At 58.8% G+C, this 16,470-nt stretch carries 15 protein-coding genes; 7 read left to right on the forward strand and 8 right to left on the reverse strand.

Annotation, left to right across the window (positions count from 1 at the left end; translation table 11 throughout):
- Positions 1-1,217: methyl-accepting chemotaxis protein (locus ALQ04_RS02410; RefSeq protein ID WP_147466553.1), on the reverse strand; the 1,217-nt coding region annotated here is incomplete at its 3' end.
- A gap of 272 nt (positions 1,218-1,489) precedes the next feature.
- Between ALQ04_RS02410 and ALQ04_RS02415 the strand changes: the two genes are divergently transcribed.
- Entirely contained in the window at positions 1,490-1,858 is a 369-nt protein-coding gene (locus tag ALQ04_RS02415) for a PH domain-containing protein (RefSeq protein ID WP_122314263.1), read from the forward strand.
- A gap of 49 nt (positions 1,859-1,907) precedes the next feature.
- Here the strand turns inward: ALQ04_RS02415 and ALQ04_RS02420 are convergent, their stop codons facing one another.
- Together ALQ04_RS02420 and ALQ04_RS02425 are read right to left on the reverse strand one after the other, a co-directional pair.
- On the reverse strand, positions 1,908-3,212 hold the full coding sequence (locus ALQ04_RS02420) for an NTP/NDP exchange transporter (protein WP_409077232.1): 1,305 nt from the start codon (positions 3,210-3,212) through the stop codon (positions 1,908-1,910).
- Between the two features lie 92 nt (positions 3,213-3,304).
- Positions 3,305-5,509: an OsmC domain/YcaO domain-containing protein gene (locus tag ALQ04_RS02425; RefSeq protein WP_122314264.1), complete on the reverse strand. Its 2,205-nt coding sequence runs from the start codon at positions 5,507-5,509 to the stop codon at positions 3,305-3,307.
- 410 nt (positions 5,510-5,919) lie between these two features.
- Between ALQ04_RS02425 and ALQ04_RS02435 the strand changes: the two genes are divergently transcribed.
- On the forward strand, positions 5,920-6,438 hold the full coding sequence (locus tag ALQ04_RS02435; protein ID WP_122314266.1) for a hypothetical protein: 519 nt from the start codon (positions 5,920-5,922) through the stop codon (positions 6,436-6,438).
- Between the two features lie 31 nt (positions 6,439-6,469).
- On the opposite strand, the gene ALQ04_RS02440 is transcribed toward ALQ04_RS02435, so the two are convergent.
- Complete coding sequence (locus ALQ04_RS02440; RefSeq protein ID WP_259644884.1) at positions 6,470-7,507, reverse strand: LysR family transcriptional regulator; 1,038 nt, start codon at positions 7,505-7,507, stop codon at positions 6,470-6,472.
- Here ALQ04_RS02440 and ALQ04_RS02445 point away from each other — a divergent pair.
- Positions 7,500-8,348 (forward strand): nitroreductase family protein, encoded by an 849-nt coding sequence (locus ALQ04_RS02445; RefSeq protein WP_122314268.1) that lies wholly within the window; start codon positions 7,500-7,502, stop codon positions 8,346-8,348. The genes ALQ04_RS02440 and ALQ04_RS02445 overlap by 8 nt on opposite strands.
- Before the next feature lie 41 nt (positions 8,349-8,389).
- Here the strand turns inward: ALQ04_RS02445 and ALQ04_RS02450 are convergent, their stop codons facing one another.
- Positions 8,390-8,863 carry an Lrp/AsnC family transcriptional regulator gene (locus ALQ04_RS02450; protein WP_122314269.1) on the reverse strand — a complete coding sequence of 158 codons (474 nt, stop codon included), beginning with the start codon at positions 8,861-8,863 and terminating at the stop codon, positions 8,390-8,392.
- Between the two features lie 175 nt (positions 8,864-9,038).
- Between ALQ04_RS02450 and ALQ04_RS02455 the strand changes: the two genes are divergently transcribed.
- A complete protein-coding gene (locus tag ALQ04_RS02455) occupies positions 9,039-10,295 on the forward strand; it encodes a Zn-dependent hydrolase (protein WP_122314270.1) in 1,257 nt (418 codons plus the stop codon).
- Positions 10,296-10,364: 69 nt separating this feature from the next.
- On the forward strand, positions 10,365-11,588 hold the full coding sequence (locus ALQ04_RS02460; protein ID WP_122314271.1) for a diaminopropionate ammonia-lyase: 1,224 nt from the start codon (positions 10,365-10,367) through the stop codon (positions 11,586-11,588).
- Positions 11,589-11,625: 37 nt separating this feature from the next.
- Here ALQ04_RS02460 and ALQ04_RS02465 read toward each other — a convergent pair whose 3' ends face one another.
- Positions 11,626-12,522 carry an AraC family transcriptional regulator gene (locus ALQ04_RS02465; RefSeq protein WP_122314272.1) on the reverse strand — a complete coding sequence of 299 codons (897 nt, stop codon included), beginning with the start codon at positions 12,520-12,522 and terminating at the stop codon, positions 11,626-11,628.
- Positions 12,523-12,665: 143 nt separating this feature from the next.
- Here ALQ04_RS02465 and ALQ04_RS02470 point away from each other — a divergent pair, with 143 nt between their 5' ends.
- Positions 12,666-13,754 carry an aldo/keto reductase gene (locus ALQ04_RS02470; protein WP_122314273.1) on the forward strand — a complete coding sequence of 363 codons (1,089 nt, stop codon included), beginning with the start codon at positions 12,666-12,668 and terminating at the stop codon, positions 13,752-13,754.
- A 1-nt stretch (position 13,755) separates the two neighbouring features.
- Positions 13,756-14,277: a nuclear transport factor 2 family protein gene (locus tag ALQ04_RS02475; RefSeq protein WP_122314274.1), complete on the forward strand. Its 522-nt coding sequence runs from the start codon at positions 13,756-13,758 to the stop codon at positions 14,275-14,277.
- A 30-nt stretch (positions 14,278-14,307) separates the two neighbouring features.
- Here ALQ04_RS02475 and ALQ04_RS02480 read toward each other — a convergent pair whose 3' ends face one another.
- On the reverse strand, positions 14,308-15,678 hold the full coding sequence (locus tag ALQ04_RS02480; protein ID WP_122314310.1) for a gluconate:H+ symporter: 1,371 nt from the start codon (positions 15,676-15,678) through the stop codon (positions 14,308-14,310).
- 227 nt (positions 15,679-15,905) lie between these two features.
- Positions 15,906-16,397, reverse strand: coding sequence for a GNAT family N-acetyltransferase (locus ALQ04_RS02485; RefSeq protein ID WP_122314275.1), 492 nt, complete (start codon positions 16,395-16,397; stop codon positions 15,906-15,908).
- Positions 16,398-16,470: the final 73 nt, after the last annotated feature.

Consider the following 16,470-nt stretch of genomic DNA (forward strand, 5'->3'; position numbering starts at 1 on the left):
GCTACCACGGCAAAGCCGCGCCCTTGCTCACCGGCGCGGGCAGCTTCGATGGCGGCGTTGAGTGCCAGCAGGTTGGTCTGGTCTGCGATGCCTTTGATCACCTGGATAATGTTGAAGATGCCTTCGGACTCCTGGTCCAGCGTGCGGATCACCTGCGCCGATTGCTGGGCCGAACGGGCGATACCGTCCATGTCGCTGACCACCTGATGGATCACCCGGCCGCCATTGCGGGCCAGTTCTTCGGCCTGGCTGGCCATGTTCAGGGCGCGCTCGGCATGCCGGGTAATGTCTTCGATGCTGGCGGTCATCTCACTGGCCGCTGCGGACATGGTGCCGGCTGCGGTACTTTGCTGCTGGCTGCTGTCTGCCACTTCATGGCAGCCGCTGCTCAGTTGCTGGCTCATGCCGGTGACGCCATGGGCATTGCGGCGCACCACTTCGATCATGCCGCGCAGGTCACGCTGCATGGTCGCCAGACTGCGAATCAGCATGCCCGCCTCATCGCGTTGCCGCGGCTCGACGATCGGCTCGCTCAGGTTGCCGTGGGCAATACTCTCGGCAATCCGGCTGGCGGACTGCAGAGGCCCCATGATGCTGCGAATGACCCAGAGTCCCTGAGCGATCAGCAATATCAGGCTGGCAACCAGTACTGCGCCAAGGGCCACATTGGCGTTATCGATGGTTTGTCGGGTTTCTTCTCTGGCCTGTTGCGTGCTGCTTTCGATTATCTCGCTGAGACTGGCCATCTCGTCTTCCAACTGGCTGAATGCCTTGTTGAAGACTCCCAGTTCCTGCTGGGCACTTTCGGGGTTGTCGAGCGCCAGCCCGACAATCCTTTCGCCAGCCGTGATATAGGTTTCCAGGCTGGGCTTGACCTTGTTCAGGCCCGCCTTGATGGTGTCATCGACCGGCAGCTTGAGGTTTTCGTCGAGTACCTTGCGAAACAGCGCCGCATGTTCAGCAATCGAGCTGCGCACTTCATCCTTGCTGCTGTCGCTTTTCCCCAGGCCGACCAACATTGCCGAGAGCACATCGGCGCGCAAGGCGTCGTGCATCATGTCGGCTTCAAGGTGGTTACGCAGCGCGGTCATGCTGACCTCGTTGTCTTCCATCGCTCCAGCCATCCGGGTATTGCCCAGATAACTGACCAGACTCATGATCAGGATGGCAAGCACGCCAGTACACATCAGCAGAAGCAAGCGTAGTTTTATAGACACCCGGCAGCCCTCTTGTGGTCCTTCATATAGAGCAAAACATCCCTATGGTGTTGTCGGCACCTTCGTCCGGTTAGTTAATACTATTTGCAGGCTTTCGTTCCACGCCCAACCATGCAAGCTCAGAGACCGCTGCCTGCAGTCATGCAACTCAGAAAGAAAGCATAATGCTATCCTCGGCGCGCTACGCACAAGCACAGGGTTCCGGCAGGATTTCAAAACCCGCGCGGATGCCGACAGACCGTAAAAAACACTTTGCAGACAGGGACAGACAGATGATCGACTTCAGCAACAAGGGCTTCTTCAAGCTAAAACAGAACAGCGAATACGCCGAGCGTGTCACTGAGCTTCTGCTGGAAGGCGAGCAAATCATCGACTCCTATAAATCCATGCGCGACGGCGTGGTATTCACCAACAAGCGCATCATCGCGGTCAATGTGCAAGGCCTCACCGGCAGCAAGAAAGACTTCACCTCCCTGCCCTACAAGAACATCGTCGCCTATTCCGTGGAAACATCCGGCACCTTCGACATGGACTCCGAGCTTGAGGTCTACTTCTCGGCACTGGGTAAAGTGAAGTTCGAGTTCACCGGCAAGACCGCGATTGTCGAAATCTCCAAGATCATTTCCCGGCATATTTTCTAAAAGCGCTAATAACCGGCTGATCGCTTCTAAAGGAACGATCAGCGCCTGGTTACTTGAGATTACCGCCCCCCTCCAGCGCCCGCTCGCGACGCCCCAGCCAAAAGCCGCATACCCCCCAACAAGCCGCCAACAGGGCACCAAACAGCATGGCCGCAGCCGGATGCTCGCCGAGCAGATCGATCGCACGTTTGAGCCAGCCACTTGCAGCATCGCCGCCGCGATAAACCACCGTGTCGATAAAGTTCTTGGCCTTGTACTTCTGCTCGGCAGGCAGAACCGCATACAGCATCTCGCGGCCCGGCCTGACAAGGGCGTATTCGCCCACACGGCGGATCACCATGACCACCACGAATATCGAGAACAGTGGCGCAACAGCCAGTGCCAGAAACCCCGGCACCATCAACAATGGAACGGCCACCAGCAGAACGCCGACTCCCAGTCGTCTGGCCAGATGCCCGGTGAGAAATACCTGGACCATCAGCGACAACGCCTGCACGGTCGCGTCGATCAGGCCGAAAATCCGCGTCTGCTCGGTGCGATCCGGAAAGTATTCAGCTACCAGACGCGCCTGCTCGAAATACAGAAAAGTGTTGATACTCGCCAGCATCAGCACGAACAGGGTGATGCCCATCAGGTACGGCGAACGGAATGTCTGGGTCGCACCGGCGAATGGATTGCCGCCGATGGCTCTGTGGCTGGGATCAGGTTTGTCGGCATCCGCCAGAGGCCTGGCATCCCGCCAGCGGTGCAAGGCCGTTGCGGCAGCAGCACAGGCCAACAGCAACAGCGCGCTGAGGATCAGCAAACCTGCATGCCCCACAGGCCGCACCAACAATGCTCCCAGCACCGGACCGAGCAGACCGCCCACGCTTGCGCCACCGGCAATCAACGCGAAGGTGCGCTTGGCCTGGGACGCTGCCATCACATCGGCCAGCACGCTCCAGGCCAGCGATATGGCGATCAGGTTGAACACTGACAACCAGATATAAAAGATCCGCGCCGTCCAGATGCTGTCCGGATAAAGCCAGAAAGCGCCGGCAAACCCCAGCAACAGACATGCGCAGCCGACATACACCCACAACGCCAGTGCACGACGTGGCAATCGTGAAGCCAGCCAGCCAAACACCGGGAGCATGACCAGCGTGGCGAGAAAGGTTGCGGTGAACAGCCATTGCAGGTTGTCCACACCCCCGGCAATCCCCATGGTTTCGCGCACGGGCCGCAGCATGAAATAACCCGTGAACAGGGTGAAGAACATCAGCAGACCGATAACAACCGGCTGCACTTCATCCTGTTCGATGTTGAACAGCCTGGAGAGCATGTGCATCAGCGGCGTAGCGGACTTGCTCGGCATGGTTGCTCCTGATGTGGTGAACCATGGAGTAAAGCCTATTTCAGCCCCTGGCCCACCTATCATCCGTGCCAATTGAAACGCTACAGATCAACTCAACGAGACAACCCGGCAAACCTCGCCCGCGCTGCATGCAGTTTCCTGTAGCTGTCGATCAGCCGCTGATGTCTGTCGAGGCCTTCCAGCTTCATGCTGGTCGGCGTCAGGCCGTAGAAGCGGACGCTGCCATCCATGGAGCCCAGCACCGCGTCCATTCGTTCGTTGCCGAACATGCGACGCAAGTTGAATTCGTAGTCTTCAAGCGCCAACTCTTCGTCCAGTTCAACTTCCAGCACCACATTCAAGGCCTGATAGAACAGGCCGCGCTCGACGGTGTTGTCGTTGAATTGCAGGAAGGCTTCAACCAGCTCTTTCGCCTCTTCAAACTTCTGCAGGGCGAGGTAGATCAGCAGTTTCAACTCCAGGATCGTCAACTGCCCCCAGGCCGTATTGTCATCGAACTCGATGCCGATCAAGGTGGTGATGTCGGTGTAATCATCCAGCTCGCTGTCTTCCAGGCGCTTGACCAGCTTCTTCAGGCTGGCTGCGTTCAGGCTGTGCAGGTTCAGGATGTCGGCACGGAACAGCAGCGCCTTGTTGGTGTTGTCCCAGATCAGGTCTTCCAGCGGATAGATCTCGGAATAACCCGGCACCAGAATGCGGCAGGCCGATGCTCCCAGATGTTCATACACCGCCATGTACACTTCCTTGCCCATGCCTTCGAGAATGCCGAACAAGGTTGCGGCCTCTTCTGCATTGGAGTTTTCGCCCTGGCCGGAGAAATCCCACTCGACAAACGAGAAGTCTGATCTGGCACTGAAGAAGCGCCACGACACCACACCGCTGGAGTCGATAAAGTGCTCGACGAAATTATTGGGCTCGGTCACTGCATGGCTTTCAAAGGTCGGCTGCGGCAAATCGTTCAGGCCTTCAAAACTGCGGCCCTGCAACAACTCGGTCAGGCTGCGCTCCAGTGCAACTTCAAAGCTTGGGTGCGCGCCGAACGAAGCAAACACGCCGCCGGTACGCGGGTTCATCAAGGTGACGCACATCACCGGGAACTCACCGCCCAGGGATGCATCTTTCACTAGCACCGGAAAGCCCTGCTCTTCCAGGCCCTGAATACCGGCCAGGATCGCGGGGTATTTCGCCAGCACGTCCTGGGGGACATCCGGCAGCGCGATTTCACCTTCCAGGATTTCACGCTTGACGGCCCGCTCGAAGATTTCCGACAGGCATTGAACCTGCGCTTCGGCCAGCGTGTTACCGGCACTCATGCCGTTGCTGAGGAACAGGTTTTCGATCAGGTTGGACGGGAAATACACCACCTCGCCATCCGACTGGCGCACATACGGCAGTGAACAGATGCCGCGCTCGACATTGCCGGAGTTGGTGTCGTAAAGATGCGAGCCACGCAACTCGCCGTCGGGGTTGTAGATTTCCAGGCAGTATTCGTCGAGGATTTCTTGCGGCAGTGCATCCTTGCGCCCAGGTTTGAACCAGCGTTCGTCCGGATAATGCACGAACTCGGCATTGGCGATGTCCTCGCCCCAGAACTGATCGTTGTAGAAGAAGTTGCAGTTGAGCCGTTCGATGAACTCACCCAATGCCGAAGCCAGTGCGCCTTCCTTGGTCGCGCCCTTGCCATTGGTAAAGCACATCGGCGAATGCGCGTCGCGGATATGCAGCGACCAGACATTGGGCACGATATTGCGCCACGAGGCGATTTCGATCTTCATGCCAAGGCCCGCCAGGATGCCCGACATATTGGCGATGGTCTGCTCCAGCGGCAGGTCCTTGCCGGCAATACAAGTGCCCTCTCCCGCAGACAGACTCGGGATCAGCAACGCCTGGGCGTCGGCATCCAGATTCTCCACCTCTTCGATCACAAACTCAGGCCCGGCCTGCACCACCTTTTTGACCGTACAGCGGTCAATGGAGCGCAGGATGCCCTGGCGGTCCTTGGCGGATATATCCGCAGGCAGCTCGACCTGGATCTTGAAGATCTGGTTGTAGCGGTTTTCCGGATCGACGATGTTGTTCTGCGACAGGCGAATGTTGTCGGTGGGAATGTTGCGGGTTTCGCAGTACAACTTCACAAAATAAGCCGCGCACAAGGCCGATGAGGCCAGGAAATAGTCGAACGGACCCGGTGCCGAACCATCCCCCTTGTAACGGATAGGTTGATCGGCAACCACCGTGAAGTCATCGAACTTGGCTTCAAGTCGGAGGTTGTCGAGAAAGTTGACCTTGATTTCCATGCGGGATTACCAGAATAGCGAGCAAACGATTGGCGGCCATTATCCGGTTTTTCCGCTGGAAGTCTTGCGCTTTCACGGCTGGGCCGACGTCCCGGGGCAACTCATGCCTGCCACTTGGTCACTGAGCGCAGATACATTTCCTGCAGCCCCCAAACAGGAAAAGAAGCGAGGCCGCAGTCCCGACTGAACTGCGAAGGGCGTTCATAGACCACAGACATCGGAATGGTCGGCGCGCCCGAGCGAACCAGGCTGATACCAGTAATGTTGTAGAACGAGGAAAGCAAATATCAAATGGCCGCCATCGTTATTGCCGAGGCTGTCGATACAGGCAAAACCGTTTTAACTACAGGGACTTGTTACATGCATTTCATACGCTTCGCACTCTGACAGCACTGACTTAACTTGCCTGCCTGTCTCTCACCGGCTGTGCCCACGTCCAACCCCCGATTGCGCTTGACCAACAGCTATGGGGTACCAAAGAACCTACTATTGGCATAGCAATTAACGTCACACCCGAGCGAGGCAATTTCGTGTTGGTCAATCAGGTCCAAGTTCAGGATATTTCCGGTCTGGCTCTGTATCGCATGCGCCTGGAAGTAACTGGTCAACCGATTCGACGCTGCGGCGGACAGTGTATCGATGACGGCACCCTGGATCTGGGGCAAGTCACGGCAGTTCTTGACGAGTGCATTGACGAGTCAATGCGTATGCTGGCCACCGACCTGATGATGCCGACACCGCCGTTGGCCGCTCAGGAAACCTTGCGGTATGTGCTCAATGGCCAGCGTGTGGTCGAGCGCGGTTATCAGTTGGCCAACAGCGATAAGTACTGGCGCTATCGCAACCTGTACGGTGCACTGAAATCAGTACCCGTGCCATTCGAGGATCCCTTGACGCCGGCACAGTTGCAGTCGGCTTACGGGCGCTAACAGTCGGCGCGGAAGCGGTTTCAACTTCGCGCTAGTCCTGAGGCGGATTTGAAAGCCGCTCCACCACCCAGTCCACAAACAGGCGAACCCGGGCATTCAAGCGCCTGGCTGGCGGAAAGATGACCGATATCGGCACCGCAATATCGGTCTGTTCTTCAAGCACCGGCAGCAGAGCGCCCGATGCCAGCAGATGCCGGACGACTGCTGCATGGGTTTGTCCGACGCCCAGTCCGTTTACCATCAACCCGATGTGGCCAGCACTGTCATTGGCCGCAATATCAAAGCGCGACAGACGCTGTTCCGCGCCGCTGGCATGAAAGCGCATCGGCCATACTTCGCCGCTTGTGGCACCGAGGTAACCCACGATCTGATGGTTGTTTTCAAGGTCTGCGAGCGACGTCGGTACGCCATGCTGTTTCAGGTAATACGGACTGGCGCAGGTTATCAATCGATCCTCGTATATCGTCTTCGCGATCAGTGAGGAGTCAGCCAGCTCGCCGGCCCTGATGACGCAATCTATCCCCTCTTCGATAAGATTCGCCGGGCGATCGCTGATGCCCAGGAGCAACTGGATATCCGGGAAGCGCTGCTTGAATTCGCTCAGGACCGGAATCAGCACGAAGTTCGCCAGCGAAGAGTGGACGTCGATCCGCAGGCGACCACGGGCTGCCGATCCCATGCCGCGTAAAGCGTCATCAGCCTCTTCCAGTTCTGCGATCAGTCGGTTGACCCTTCGATAATATTCAGCGCCCTCAACGGTCAAGGCTACCGAGCGCGTGGTGCGTTGCACGAGCCTGGTTCCCAGGTGTGTTTCGAGGTCGTTCAAGGCTTTGCTGACCGTTGAGCGCGGCATGCCCAATTGCCCCGCAGCCTTGGTAAAGGAGCGGGTTTCGACGATGCGCTGAAAAGCGCGGATAGCGCAGAGATGGTCCATGCCCGCATGGTAGCGGTACTTCACGGATTGTCCACACACATGGATAAAGATGCCGGAATTGGGGTGCTTTTTAGTAGCAAAAAGCTCGCTATCCTGCCGCCATCCATGATTTGCGGAGAACCGAAAAATGACCACTCATGCCGACAGCAGGACAGCCCTTCTCGAACAGCGCTACGGGGCACAAACCAAACCGGACAACATCCACTGGAACCCTCAGGTCGAAGCGATGCTCAACCACCGTTCAGTCCGGGCGTTTCTGCCTGAGCCCTTGGCGCAAGGCACGCTTGAAACCATGGTCGCGGCTGCACAGTCAGCTTCCAGCGGTTCAGGCCTTCACCAATGGAGCCTGATTGCGGTCACCGATCCGGAACTCAAGCAGAAACTTTCCGACACCATAGCCCGTACCGTGCCGACCGATCGCATCCCGTGGATCGAAGAAGCGCCGGCTCTGTTGTTGTGGGTCGCTGACGTTTCCCGCTCGGCGCAAATCACCCGGACACAAGGCGACGAGCCGCTGGTATTCGATTACCTGGATTCATTTCTCATGGCTTCAATAGATGTATCGCTTGCCGCGCAGAATGCATCGCTGGCGGCTGAGTCCATGGGACTGGGCGCAGTATTTCTTGGAGTAATGCGCAATGCGGCCAGGGAAGTGGCGGAGCTGGTCAACCTGCCGCCCCACAGTTTTATCCCTTTTGGCATGGCCGTCGGTCATCCGGATCCGACGCGACCCAGCGGCATCCGCCCGCGCCCGGCGCAGCCTGTCGTGCTGCATTACAACCGCTACAACCACGAGGGTTACCGTGATTACCTGGAAGGTTATGAACAGGCATTCCTGCAATTTCGTCAGGACCGGGGAATGCAGATCAAGACCTGGCAACAGGCGGTACACTCATCGACCACCAGCATGGCATACATGGGCGGTCGCGAGCACCTTCGCGAGATGGTGGTTCAGCAAGGCTTCAAGTTGCGCTGATCTCGGCATTTCAGGCTGGCCAGGGACGGCGAGCTGTTCCATCAGCGCTCTTGCCGCTCTGCCGGGACCTTGAGCCCCACTTTTACGTTGCTCATCGATACCAGCGTCTTGAAGCGCTTGACGTTATTGCTCTCGAAAAACAGCGTGCGGGTCAGTTCCGTGTATTGCTCCATGTTCCTGACCGACAGGATCAGCACAAAATCACACTCGCCCGCGACGTAGTAGCACTGCTGGACCTGCGGGCAGGCCAGGAACGTGCGCCTCATGGCGTCCAGCAGATCCAGACGCTCATTCTCGACCTCCACCTCTGCAATCACCGTCAGCCCATAGCCCACCTGCGCCGGATCGATCAGGGCCACGGTCTTGCGCACCACGCCATCGGCATTCAACTTTTTCAAACGGCGATTCACCGCCGCCGAAGACAGGTTCACCCGAGCACCGAGATCCTGCTGGGAAGTCGTGGCGTCCTCCTGAATGGCTTCGAGAAGGGCAAAATCGAAATGATCGAGACTCATGTATGGCGGACTCTGAATATGCAATCGGGAAAGTACCGGTCAGTGAAATATAAATTCACTTATAGCGCCTAATTCAACGAATCAGTACGCCGAACCGCAATAGAATTTATCCCATAAACCACTACTCAGTCACACGTGGATCAGATTCAATCGTCCGCTGCACCCGGAGAGTTTCATGAGCCAACACCTTGATCTTCATCTGAACGGTCCGATCCTGCTTCAGCAGATCCAGGCGCTGGGCGAGATTGGTAGCGACACGCTGAACGGTGGGCGTACCCGCATTGCCTTGACGGATGCCGAAAAAGCCGGGCGTGATCAGCTCGTCATGTGGATGAAGGCCCTCGATCTGGATATTCAGGTGGATAGGATCGGCAATATCTTCGCCACCCTGCACTCTGCCGAAGACCACGGCAGCCAGCCCCCCTTGATGATGGGCTCGCATATCGACACGGTAACCAACGCCGGAGCACTGGATGGCTGCTACGGGGTTCTGGCAGGTCTGGCCGTGATCCGCGCTTTTCGCGAAGCAGGGAAACTGCCGTCCCGCTCGATTACCGTGAGCGCCTTCAGCAACGAAGAAGGCGTGCGCTATCAACCGGACATGATGGGTTCGTTGGTGTACGCGGGCGGACTGTCAGTCGACGAAGCATTGGCCAGCATTGGCACCGACGGTACGCGCCTGGGGGATGAGCTGGAACGCATCGGTTATGCCGGCGATCTGGAGCCGGGTGCCATAGTGCCGCATGAATATCTGGAACTGCATATCGAGCAAGGCCCGATCCTTGAGGCGGAAAACACCCTGATCGGTGTAGTGGAAAACCTTCAGGGCATTTCCTGGCAACAAGTGGTTGTGCAAGGCAATGCCAACCACGCTGGCACGACGCCTACCCGCCTGCGCCACGACGCCGGTTATGTGGCGAGTGCCGTGGTAACTGAACTGCGCAGGATTGCCAGCGAGTCCGGCGGCAACACGCTGGCGACCGTTGGCTGCATGAGCTTCGAGCCGAATGTGATCAACGTCATACCGCGCAAGGCCAGCTTTACAGTGGATCTGCGCGACCCGAACGAGCAGCGACTGGTGCAGGCGGAAAAACGTCTGGCCCGCTTCCTTGAACGGATCGCCGAAAGCGAAGGAGTGAAGATCAGCACCGAACAACTGGTGCGCTTCCAGCCCGTGACTTTCGATGCCGGGCTGGCCGACGCCATCGAAGCGTCCGCCAGACGCCTTGGCTATAGCCACAGGCGCATGACCTCAGGAGCAGGTCACGACGCACAGATGATCGCCAGAATGGCGCCTTCGGCAATGATTTTCGTGCCAAGCCGTAGCGGCATCAGCCACAACCCGCGCGAGCATACCGATGACGAACAACTGCTGAACGGCGCGCAAGTGCTGCTCGATGTGGTTCTCCAGCGTCTGAACGCTCACCGCTAACCCCCCTGAATGAAAGCGTCACCGCTCGATCCGGTGACGACGGCCCTGCTTTGCCCAAAGGAAACCGCCATGCTCCTAGCCAACCCCAACGCAATACGCGAAGCCTGTCCCGAGGCCCTCAAGCGCATCATGAATATCCGCAAGGCCAACGAAAGCCGTACCTGGCTCTCGCAATGGCCGCGCCTCAACCATGTCGGGACACCGCTGTATTCACTGCCCGATCTGGCCGCAGAACTGGGTGTCGGCAGCCTTCTGATAAAGGATGAATCGCAGCGTTCGGAACTGGGGAGTTTCAAGGCTCTGGGCGCACCGATTGCTCTGGTTCGCCTGATCCTGCGCCTGTTTACGGAGCAGCGTTTCGAGCCTCAACGCTTGCTGTCGGGCGAGTACCGCTCGGCCCTCGCCGGTTTTACGGTCATCAGCGCCACTGACGGCAATCATGGCCGGGCACTGGCAGCAGCGGCGCAAAGTGTCGGATGCCGATGCGTGATCGTGCTGCATGCCAACGTCAGCCTTGAGCGCGAACATGCGATTGCGGCCTACGGTGCCGAAATCTTACGAATCAGCGGTAATTACGACGACTCTGTACAGGAAGCGGCAGCACTGGCCCGCAAACAGCAATGGTGGGTGGTTTCAGATACGTCCTATGAAGGTTATGAAGAGATTCCCCGCGATGTGATGCAAGGCTACGGCACTATCGCGGCCGAAATCCTCGAAGCAGAAGCCATGCCATTCACCCACGTTTTCCTGCAAGGAGGCGTCGGTGGTCTGGCAGCAGGTATCGTCAGCTATTTCTGGGAGTTACAGGGTGCCCAACGCCCAGCTTTCATCGTCGTCGAGCCGAAACAGGCCGATTGCTTGTACCAGAGTGCGCTGGCGGGTAAAGCTGCCAGAGCCAGCGGAAGTGTCGACTCGCTGATGGCCGGTCTGGCCTGTGGTGAAACCTCGCCGTTGGCCTGGCAGTTCCTGCAACCTGGCATCGACTTCTTCATGACCGTGCACGACGACGAAGCAGTAAGCGCCATGCGCCGCCTCGCTGCCGGCAGCCAACACGACATTCCGCTGGAAGCCGGAGAGTCAGCGGTCGCCGGGCTTGCCGGCCTGATGCGCATCGCAGCAGCATCAGCCATGGCCGCCGAGGTCGGCATCAATGCGCAATCGCGAATCCTGCTGATCAGCACCGAAGGTGCCACGGCGCCGGGTGTTTACGCGGAACTGGTGGGCGAATCCGATACATCTGTGCGGGCCAGGCAACATGCCTGGTTGCTCGCCCGGGCCGGACATTCGCGCTGAGCAAAACCTTGAAAGGTCCATGCACGGCCTTGCACCATCATCCAGCCCAGGCGCCATCAGCACTGCGCAACCGACACGCATCCCTGGCCGGCGGCATGCCGAACATCCGCACATAATCGCGGCTGAACTGCGAAGGGCTTTCATAGCCCACCCGGTAACCGGCGCCTGCTGCATCGAGTGCTTCGGCAACCATCAGCCGACGTGCTTCCTGCAAGCGCAACTGGCTGCGAAACTCCAGCGGGCTCATTGAGGTGACGGCCTTGAAATGTGCATGGAAGGTGGAGCGACTCATGCCCGCAATATCGGCAATGGCATCGATACGGCAGGTTTCGCGGTAATGGCTGCGCAGCCAGGCGATGGCTCTGGCGATCTGGCTCAAGCGGCTGTCGGCCTGAGCCATCTGCCGAACCATGCCGTTGTCGCGCTGGATGAGCAGCCGATAAAGAATCTCGCGAATCGTCAGTGGCGCCAGCTCTTCGATATCGCCCGGCGTGTCCAGCAACCCGGCCAGCCTGGCTGCGGCGTCCAGCAGTTCGGGCGTGGTGTCATTGAGTTCGATACCCGCAGCGGGTGGCGTGTTGTCCTGGGCAACGGGATGCCGTAGCGCAAGATCGCTCAATGCCGCCATGTCCAGATCGACGACCAGACACAGATAAGGCGCAGCTTCACTCGCCTCGATAACCGCGCCCATCACCGGAATGTCCACCGAGGCGACCAGATATCTGGCCGCGTCATAAATATAGGATGCGCTCCCGGCCACCACTCGCTTGCGGCCCTGGACGATCAGGCACAGGGTCGGTTCATAGACGACCGGCATGGGCACCGTCGGCGTTGCCGAGCGCACCAGGCTGACGCCGGCAATCGAGGTCCGATGGATGCCATCGGTCGGAGTGTGGCGACCGATGAGGTCGACCAGCTTTTGCAGTGAGCCCATGCTTGCTCCTGTGAAAACGGGATGTCGCGCGCACCCGGACGATCATGCAAGGACGCAGGACAATCCTGCTACAGCCCGGCGCGCCACCAACGGCAGACTGATCCCTACAGATTTCAGGTTCCATTTTCTGCAAGGAGTTCATCATGCCGACTATCTCTGCACTCGACCACTATCGCCTTCTGGGACGATCCGGCATGCGGGTTTCGCCGCTTGCCCTTGGCACCATGACCTTCGGTTCCGACTGGGGCTGGGGAGCGGATGACGCCCAGGCGCGGCAAATCTTCGATGCCTACGTCGATCACGGCGGCAACTTCATCGATACCGCGGTCAACTACACCAACGGCGCTGCGGAACGCATCCTCGGCCAGTTGCTCAAGGGCAAGCGCGAGCAGCTTGTCGTTTCGACCAAATACACCATGGCCCGCGACCCGGGCAATCCCAATTCGGGCGGCAATCACCGCCTGAATCTGACCCGTTCAGTGGAAACCAGCCTCAAGCAACTCGACACTGACCGCATCGAACTGTTGTATCTGCACGCGTGGGACTTCACTACTTCTGCCGAGGAAGTGATGCGCGCGCTGGACGATCTGGTGCGTGCCGGCAAGGTGCTGTACCTCGGGATCTGCAATACCCCGGCCTGGAAAGTCGCTCAACTGCAAACCCTCGCCGAACTGCGTGGCTGGTCACCGCTGGTCGCCCTGCAGATCGAATACAGTCTGGTCGAGCGCAGCGTCGAGCACGAATTGATCCCCATGGCCCGGGCGATGGGCCTGGGCGTATTGCCATGGTCGCCGCTGGGTGGTGGCATCTTGAGCGGCAAGTACAGCCGCGAGGACCTGAACCAGGCAAGCGAAGCGGGAGTGTCCCCGACGCGCAAGGGCGTGATCAGTTCATCCGGCCATATGACCGAACGCTCTCTGGAGATTGCGGGCGTTGTCAGCGAAATAGCCGCAGACATCGGCGTCACAGCGTCTCAAGTGGCGCTGGCCTGGACACTGTTGAATCCGGCAGTGGTCGCGCCGGTCATGGGCGCCAGAACCCTGGCTCAGGCACAGGACAATCTGCAGGCGCTCAGCTTGCGTTTGAGCGACGAACAGATTGCCCGCCTGGATCAGGCCAGTGCGCCCGAGGCGATCTTTCCGGCCCGCTTCGTATCCCGTCCGATGGTTCAGCAATTGATATTCGGTGATGCCCATGAATCGCCTGGACGCTTGCTGCACAGGAGTTTCTGACATGAACCTGTCGATATTCAAAAAGACCCGTCCGGCCAGCCTGGCGTTTGCCATGCTGCTCGGCAGCGGACTGATGCCCCACGTAGCGGATGCTGCCGGGCAGGATGTGGCGGCGCGCAACAAGCAAATCGTCAGCGAAGCATTTGAACGCTGGGCCGCCGGGGGAAACGGTTTCTTCACTGAAGTGCTGACAGCGGACATCGTCTGGACGATCAAGGGCTCAGGCCCGAGTGCCGGTGTCTATCAGGGGCGCGAGCGGTTCATCGAAAAGGCTGTGCGACCCTTCGTATCGCGGTTATCCAGCCCGGTACGGCCTGTCAGCAAACAGGTCTGGGCGGATGGCGATCACGTCATCGTTCAGTGGGAAGGTGCCGGTGTGGCTCGCGACGGCCAAGCCTATGACAACAGCTATGCCTGGATCTTTCACATGCGCAACGGCAAGGCCGTCGAGGCCACCGCTTTTCTCGATCTGGTGCCTTACGACGATGTCTTGCGGCGCATCCCTGCGCCTGCGGTCGAGTAAGCCAGTCGAGTGGTTAAAGGGTTGCAGGCATCACGCCAGCCAGTGCCACAACAGCAGCGTGCCAAGCAGCCCGACAACCGAAACGATTGTCTGCAACACTGACCACACCCAGAGTGTCTGCTTCAGTTGCAGGCCAAAGTACTCGCGGACCATCCAGAAGCCGGCATCGTTGACATGGCAAAAGAACACCGAGCCGGCCCCGATCACCAAGGCCACCAGCGAAGCTTCGACCGGCGCCAGGCCGGCCATCATTGGCGCGAGAATGCCTGCCGTCGTGGTGGTCGCCACGGTGGCCGAGCCAGTAGCCTGACGCAACGCCACGGCAATCAGCCAGGCCAGCAGCAGATACGGCATGTGCGCGCCCTCCGCCACCTTGCTGATCGTCTGGCTGACACCGGCATCGAGCAATGTCTGCTTCAAGCCGCCACCGGCACCGATGGTCAGCAACAGCACGGCAATGGGCGCCAGGCTCTTGCGCAAGGTGCCGCCCACCTTTTCACGGGACAGACCGTTGGCCCAACCCAGGCACACTGTTGCTGCCAGCACCGCGATGGTCAGGGCAACCAGCGGCTCGCCGAGAAACTTCAAGGTCAGGGCGAGGCTGCTTTCAGGCTCCATGGTCACTTTGGCCAGGGTGCTGCCGAGCATGAGAATCACCGGCAAGAGAATGATCAGCAGCGAAATGCCGAACCCCGGCTGGCGGCTGGCATCGGGCCTGGCACTGAACAGCTCGCCCAGTTCGGCAGGCGCCTCGATGTGCATGCGTCGGGACAACCAGTTACCGTATAGCGGCCCGGCGAGAATCACGGCGGGAATGGCAATGCACAGCCCGAGCAACATGGTCAGCCCAAGATCGGCGTGCAAGGCACTGACTGCGATCAGCGGACCGGGATGTGGAGGCATCAAGGCATGCAGCGTGGTCATGCCGGCCAGCGCCGGAATCGCGATCTTCAACAGCGGCTGACCGGACTGACGCGCCATGACGAAGATGATCGGCACCATCATTACCAGCCCCACTTCAAAGAACAGCGGCAGGCCAATCACCATTGCCACCAGCGCCATGACCCAGGGCAAGGTCTTGCCCTTGCCCAGCCCGAGCAAGGTGGAAGCGATACGATCCGCCGCCCCCGACTCCGCCATCAACGCTCCGAGCATCGCCCCCAGCGCAATGATGATCCCGGCCTCGCCAAGAATACCGCCAGCGCCCTTGCTGAAGGCCTTGGCAACCGCCTCGGGCGGTAACCCCGCGCCGATGCCGGCGATGAATGCACCCACCAGAATCGACAGAAACGGCGGAAGCCGGGTAGCGCTGATCAGCACGATGATCGTGGCAATGGCAATCAGGCAGCAGACAATCAGACGGGTGTCATGAAACACCCAGGCAGCAGACGACAGATCCAACATACACCCCTTTCTGTACGGTTTTATTCCAGGCGCTTGTCCCTGATTTTCCTCAAGAACAAATGAAACAATTTGTTTCAATTAGCCAAACCATACCGGAATGCAGCGCCATATAGGAGTGAATTCATTCGCGAGAAGCCGCTACAAGCGATGAATCTTCATGGGTTGCGATGCCGTTTTCGCGGATGAATCTGCTCCCATGGGAGGATGTATCTTTATCGATAACGCTACAGCGCCATCACCATCTCATGCCAAACCATCCCGCCATGATCGGATGCCGAAGGCTGAACGTAGCGGTAGCCCATGCGCCGATACAGCTCCACATGGCGTTCCTTGCACATCAGGTGGATGGTCTGTTTGCCGAGCCGCACCATGCGTTGCACGAACTCCTGCATCATGGATATGGCGTAGCCTTTGCCCTGATGGGCGGGATCGATCACCACCGACATGATCACCACATTCGGCGCGTCGGCCGAATGACCGATCAGTTCCTTGAAGTCTTCGTCCGACATGACGACCTGATGCGCGCAACCGCCGTTGATGAAACCGATCACTTCGCCGTCGCTTTCCATGATCAGAAAGCCTTCGGGATACTGCGCGATGCGCGTCGTGATCTTTGCCAGGGTTGCCGCCTCGTCGCCTTCGTAGGCCGTGGTTTCGATCTGGAAGCAACGAGGTGCATCGGCGGGAATGGCATTGCGATAGTGAATGGCAGGCATGAGGTTTCCGGTTCAGCAAAAGGCAGCATGATAGATAAAGAGCAGGATGCAGGTCATGCATTCTGCTCACAAC

Source organism: Pseudomonas cichorii (assembly GCF_003700275.1).
Lineage (GTDB): Bacteria > Pseudomonadota > Gammaproteobacteria > Pseudomonadales > Pseudomonadaceae > Aquipseudomonas > Aquipseudomonas cichorii_B.

What these genes read in the sequence shown, in the direction of transcription:
- ALQ04_RS02450 (WP_122314269.1), bottom strand. Translation starts at nt 8,863, where the DNA reads ATGAGTCTCGATCATTTCGATTTTGCCCTTCTCGAAGCCATTCAGGAG.
- ALQ04_RS02445 (WP_122314268.1), top strand. Translation starts at nt 7,500, where the DNA reads ATGACCACTCATGCCGACAGCAGGACAGCCCTTCTCGAACAGCGCTAC.
- ALQ04_RS02485 (WP_122314275.1), bottom strand. Translation starts at nt 16,397, where the DNA reads ATGCCTGCCATTCACTATCGCAATGCCATTCCCGCCGATGCACCTCGT.
- ALQ04_RS02460 (WP_122314271.1), top strand. Translation starts at nt 10,365, where the DNA reads ATGCTCCTAGCCAACCCCAACGCAATACGCGAAGCCTGTCCCGAGGCC.
- ALQ04_RS02455 (WP_122314270.1), top strand. Translation starts at nt 9,039, where the DNA reads ATGAGCCAACACCTTGATCTTCATCTGAACGGTCCGATCCTGCTTCAG.
- ALQ04_RS02415 (WP_122314263.1), top strand. Translation starts at nt 1,490, where the DNA reads ATGATCGACTTCAGCAACAAGGGCTTCTTCAAGCTAAAACAGAACAGC.
- ALQ04_RS02475 (WP_122314274.1), top strand. Translation starts at nt 13,756, where the DNA reads ATGAACCTGTCGATATTCAAAAAGACCCGTCCGGCCAGCCTGGCGTTT.
- ALQ04_RS02465 (WP_122314272.1), bottom strand. Translation starts at nt 12,522, where the DNA reads ATGGGCTCACTGCAAAAGCTGGTCGACCTCATCGGTCGCCACACTCCG.
- ALQ04_RS02425 (WP_122314264.1), bottom strand. Translation starts at nt 5,509, where the DNA reads ATGGAAATCAAGGTCAACTTTCTCGACAACCTCCGACTTGAAGCCAAG.
- ALQ04_RS02470 (WP_122314273.1), top strand. Translation starts at nt 12,666, where the DNA reads ATGCCGACTATCTCTGCACTCGACCACTATCGCCTTCTGGGACGATCC.
- ALQ04_RS02420 (WP_409077232.1), bottom strand. Translation starts at nt 3,212, where the DNA reads ATGCCGAGCAAGTCCGCTACGCCGCTGATGCACATGCTCTCCAGGCTG.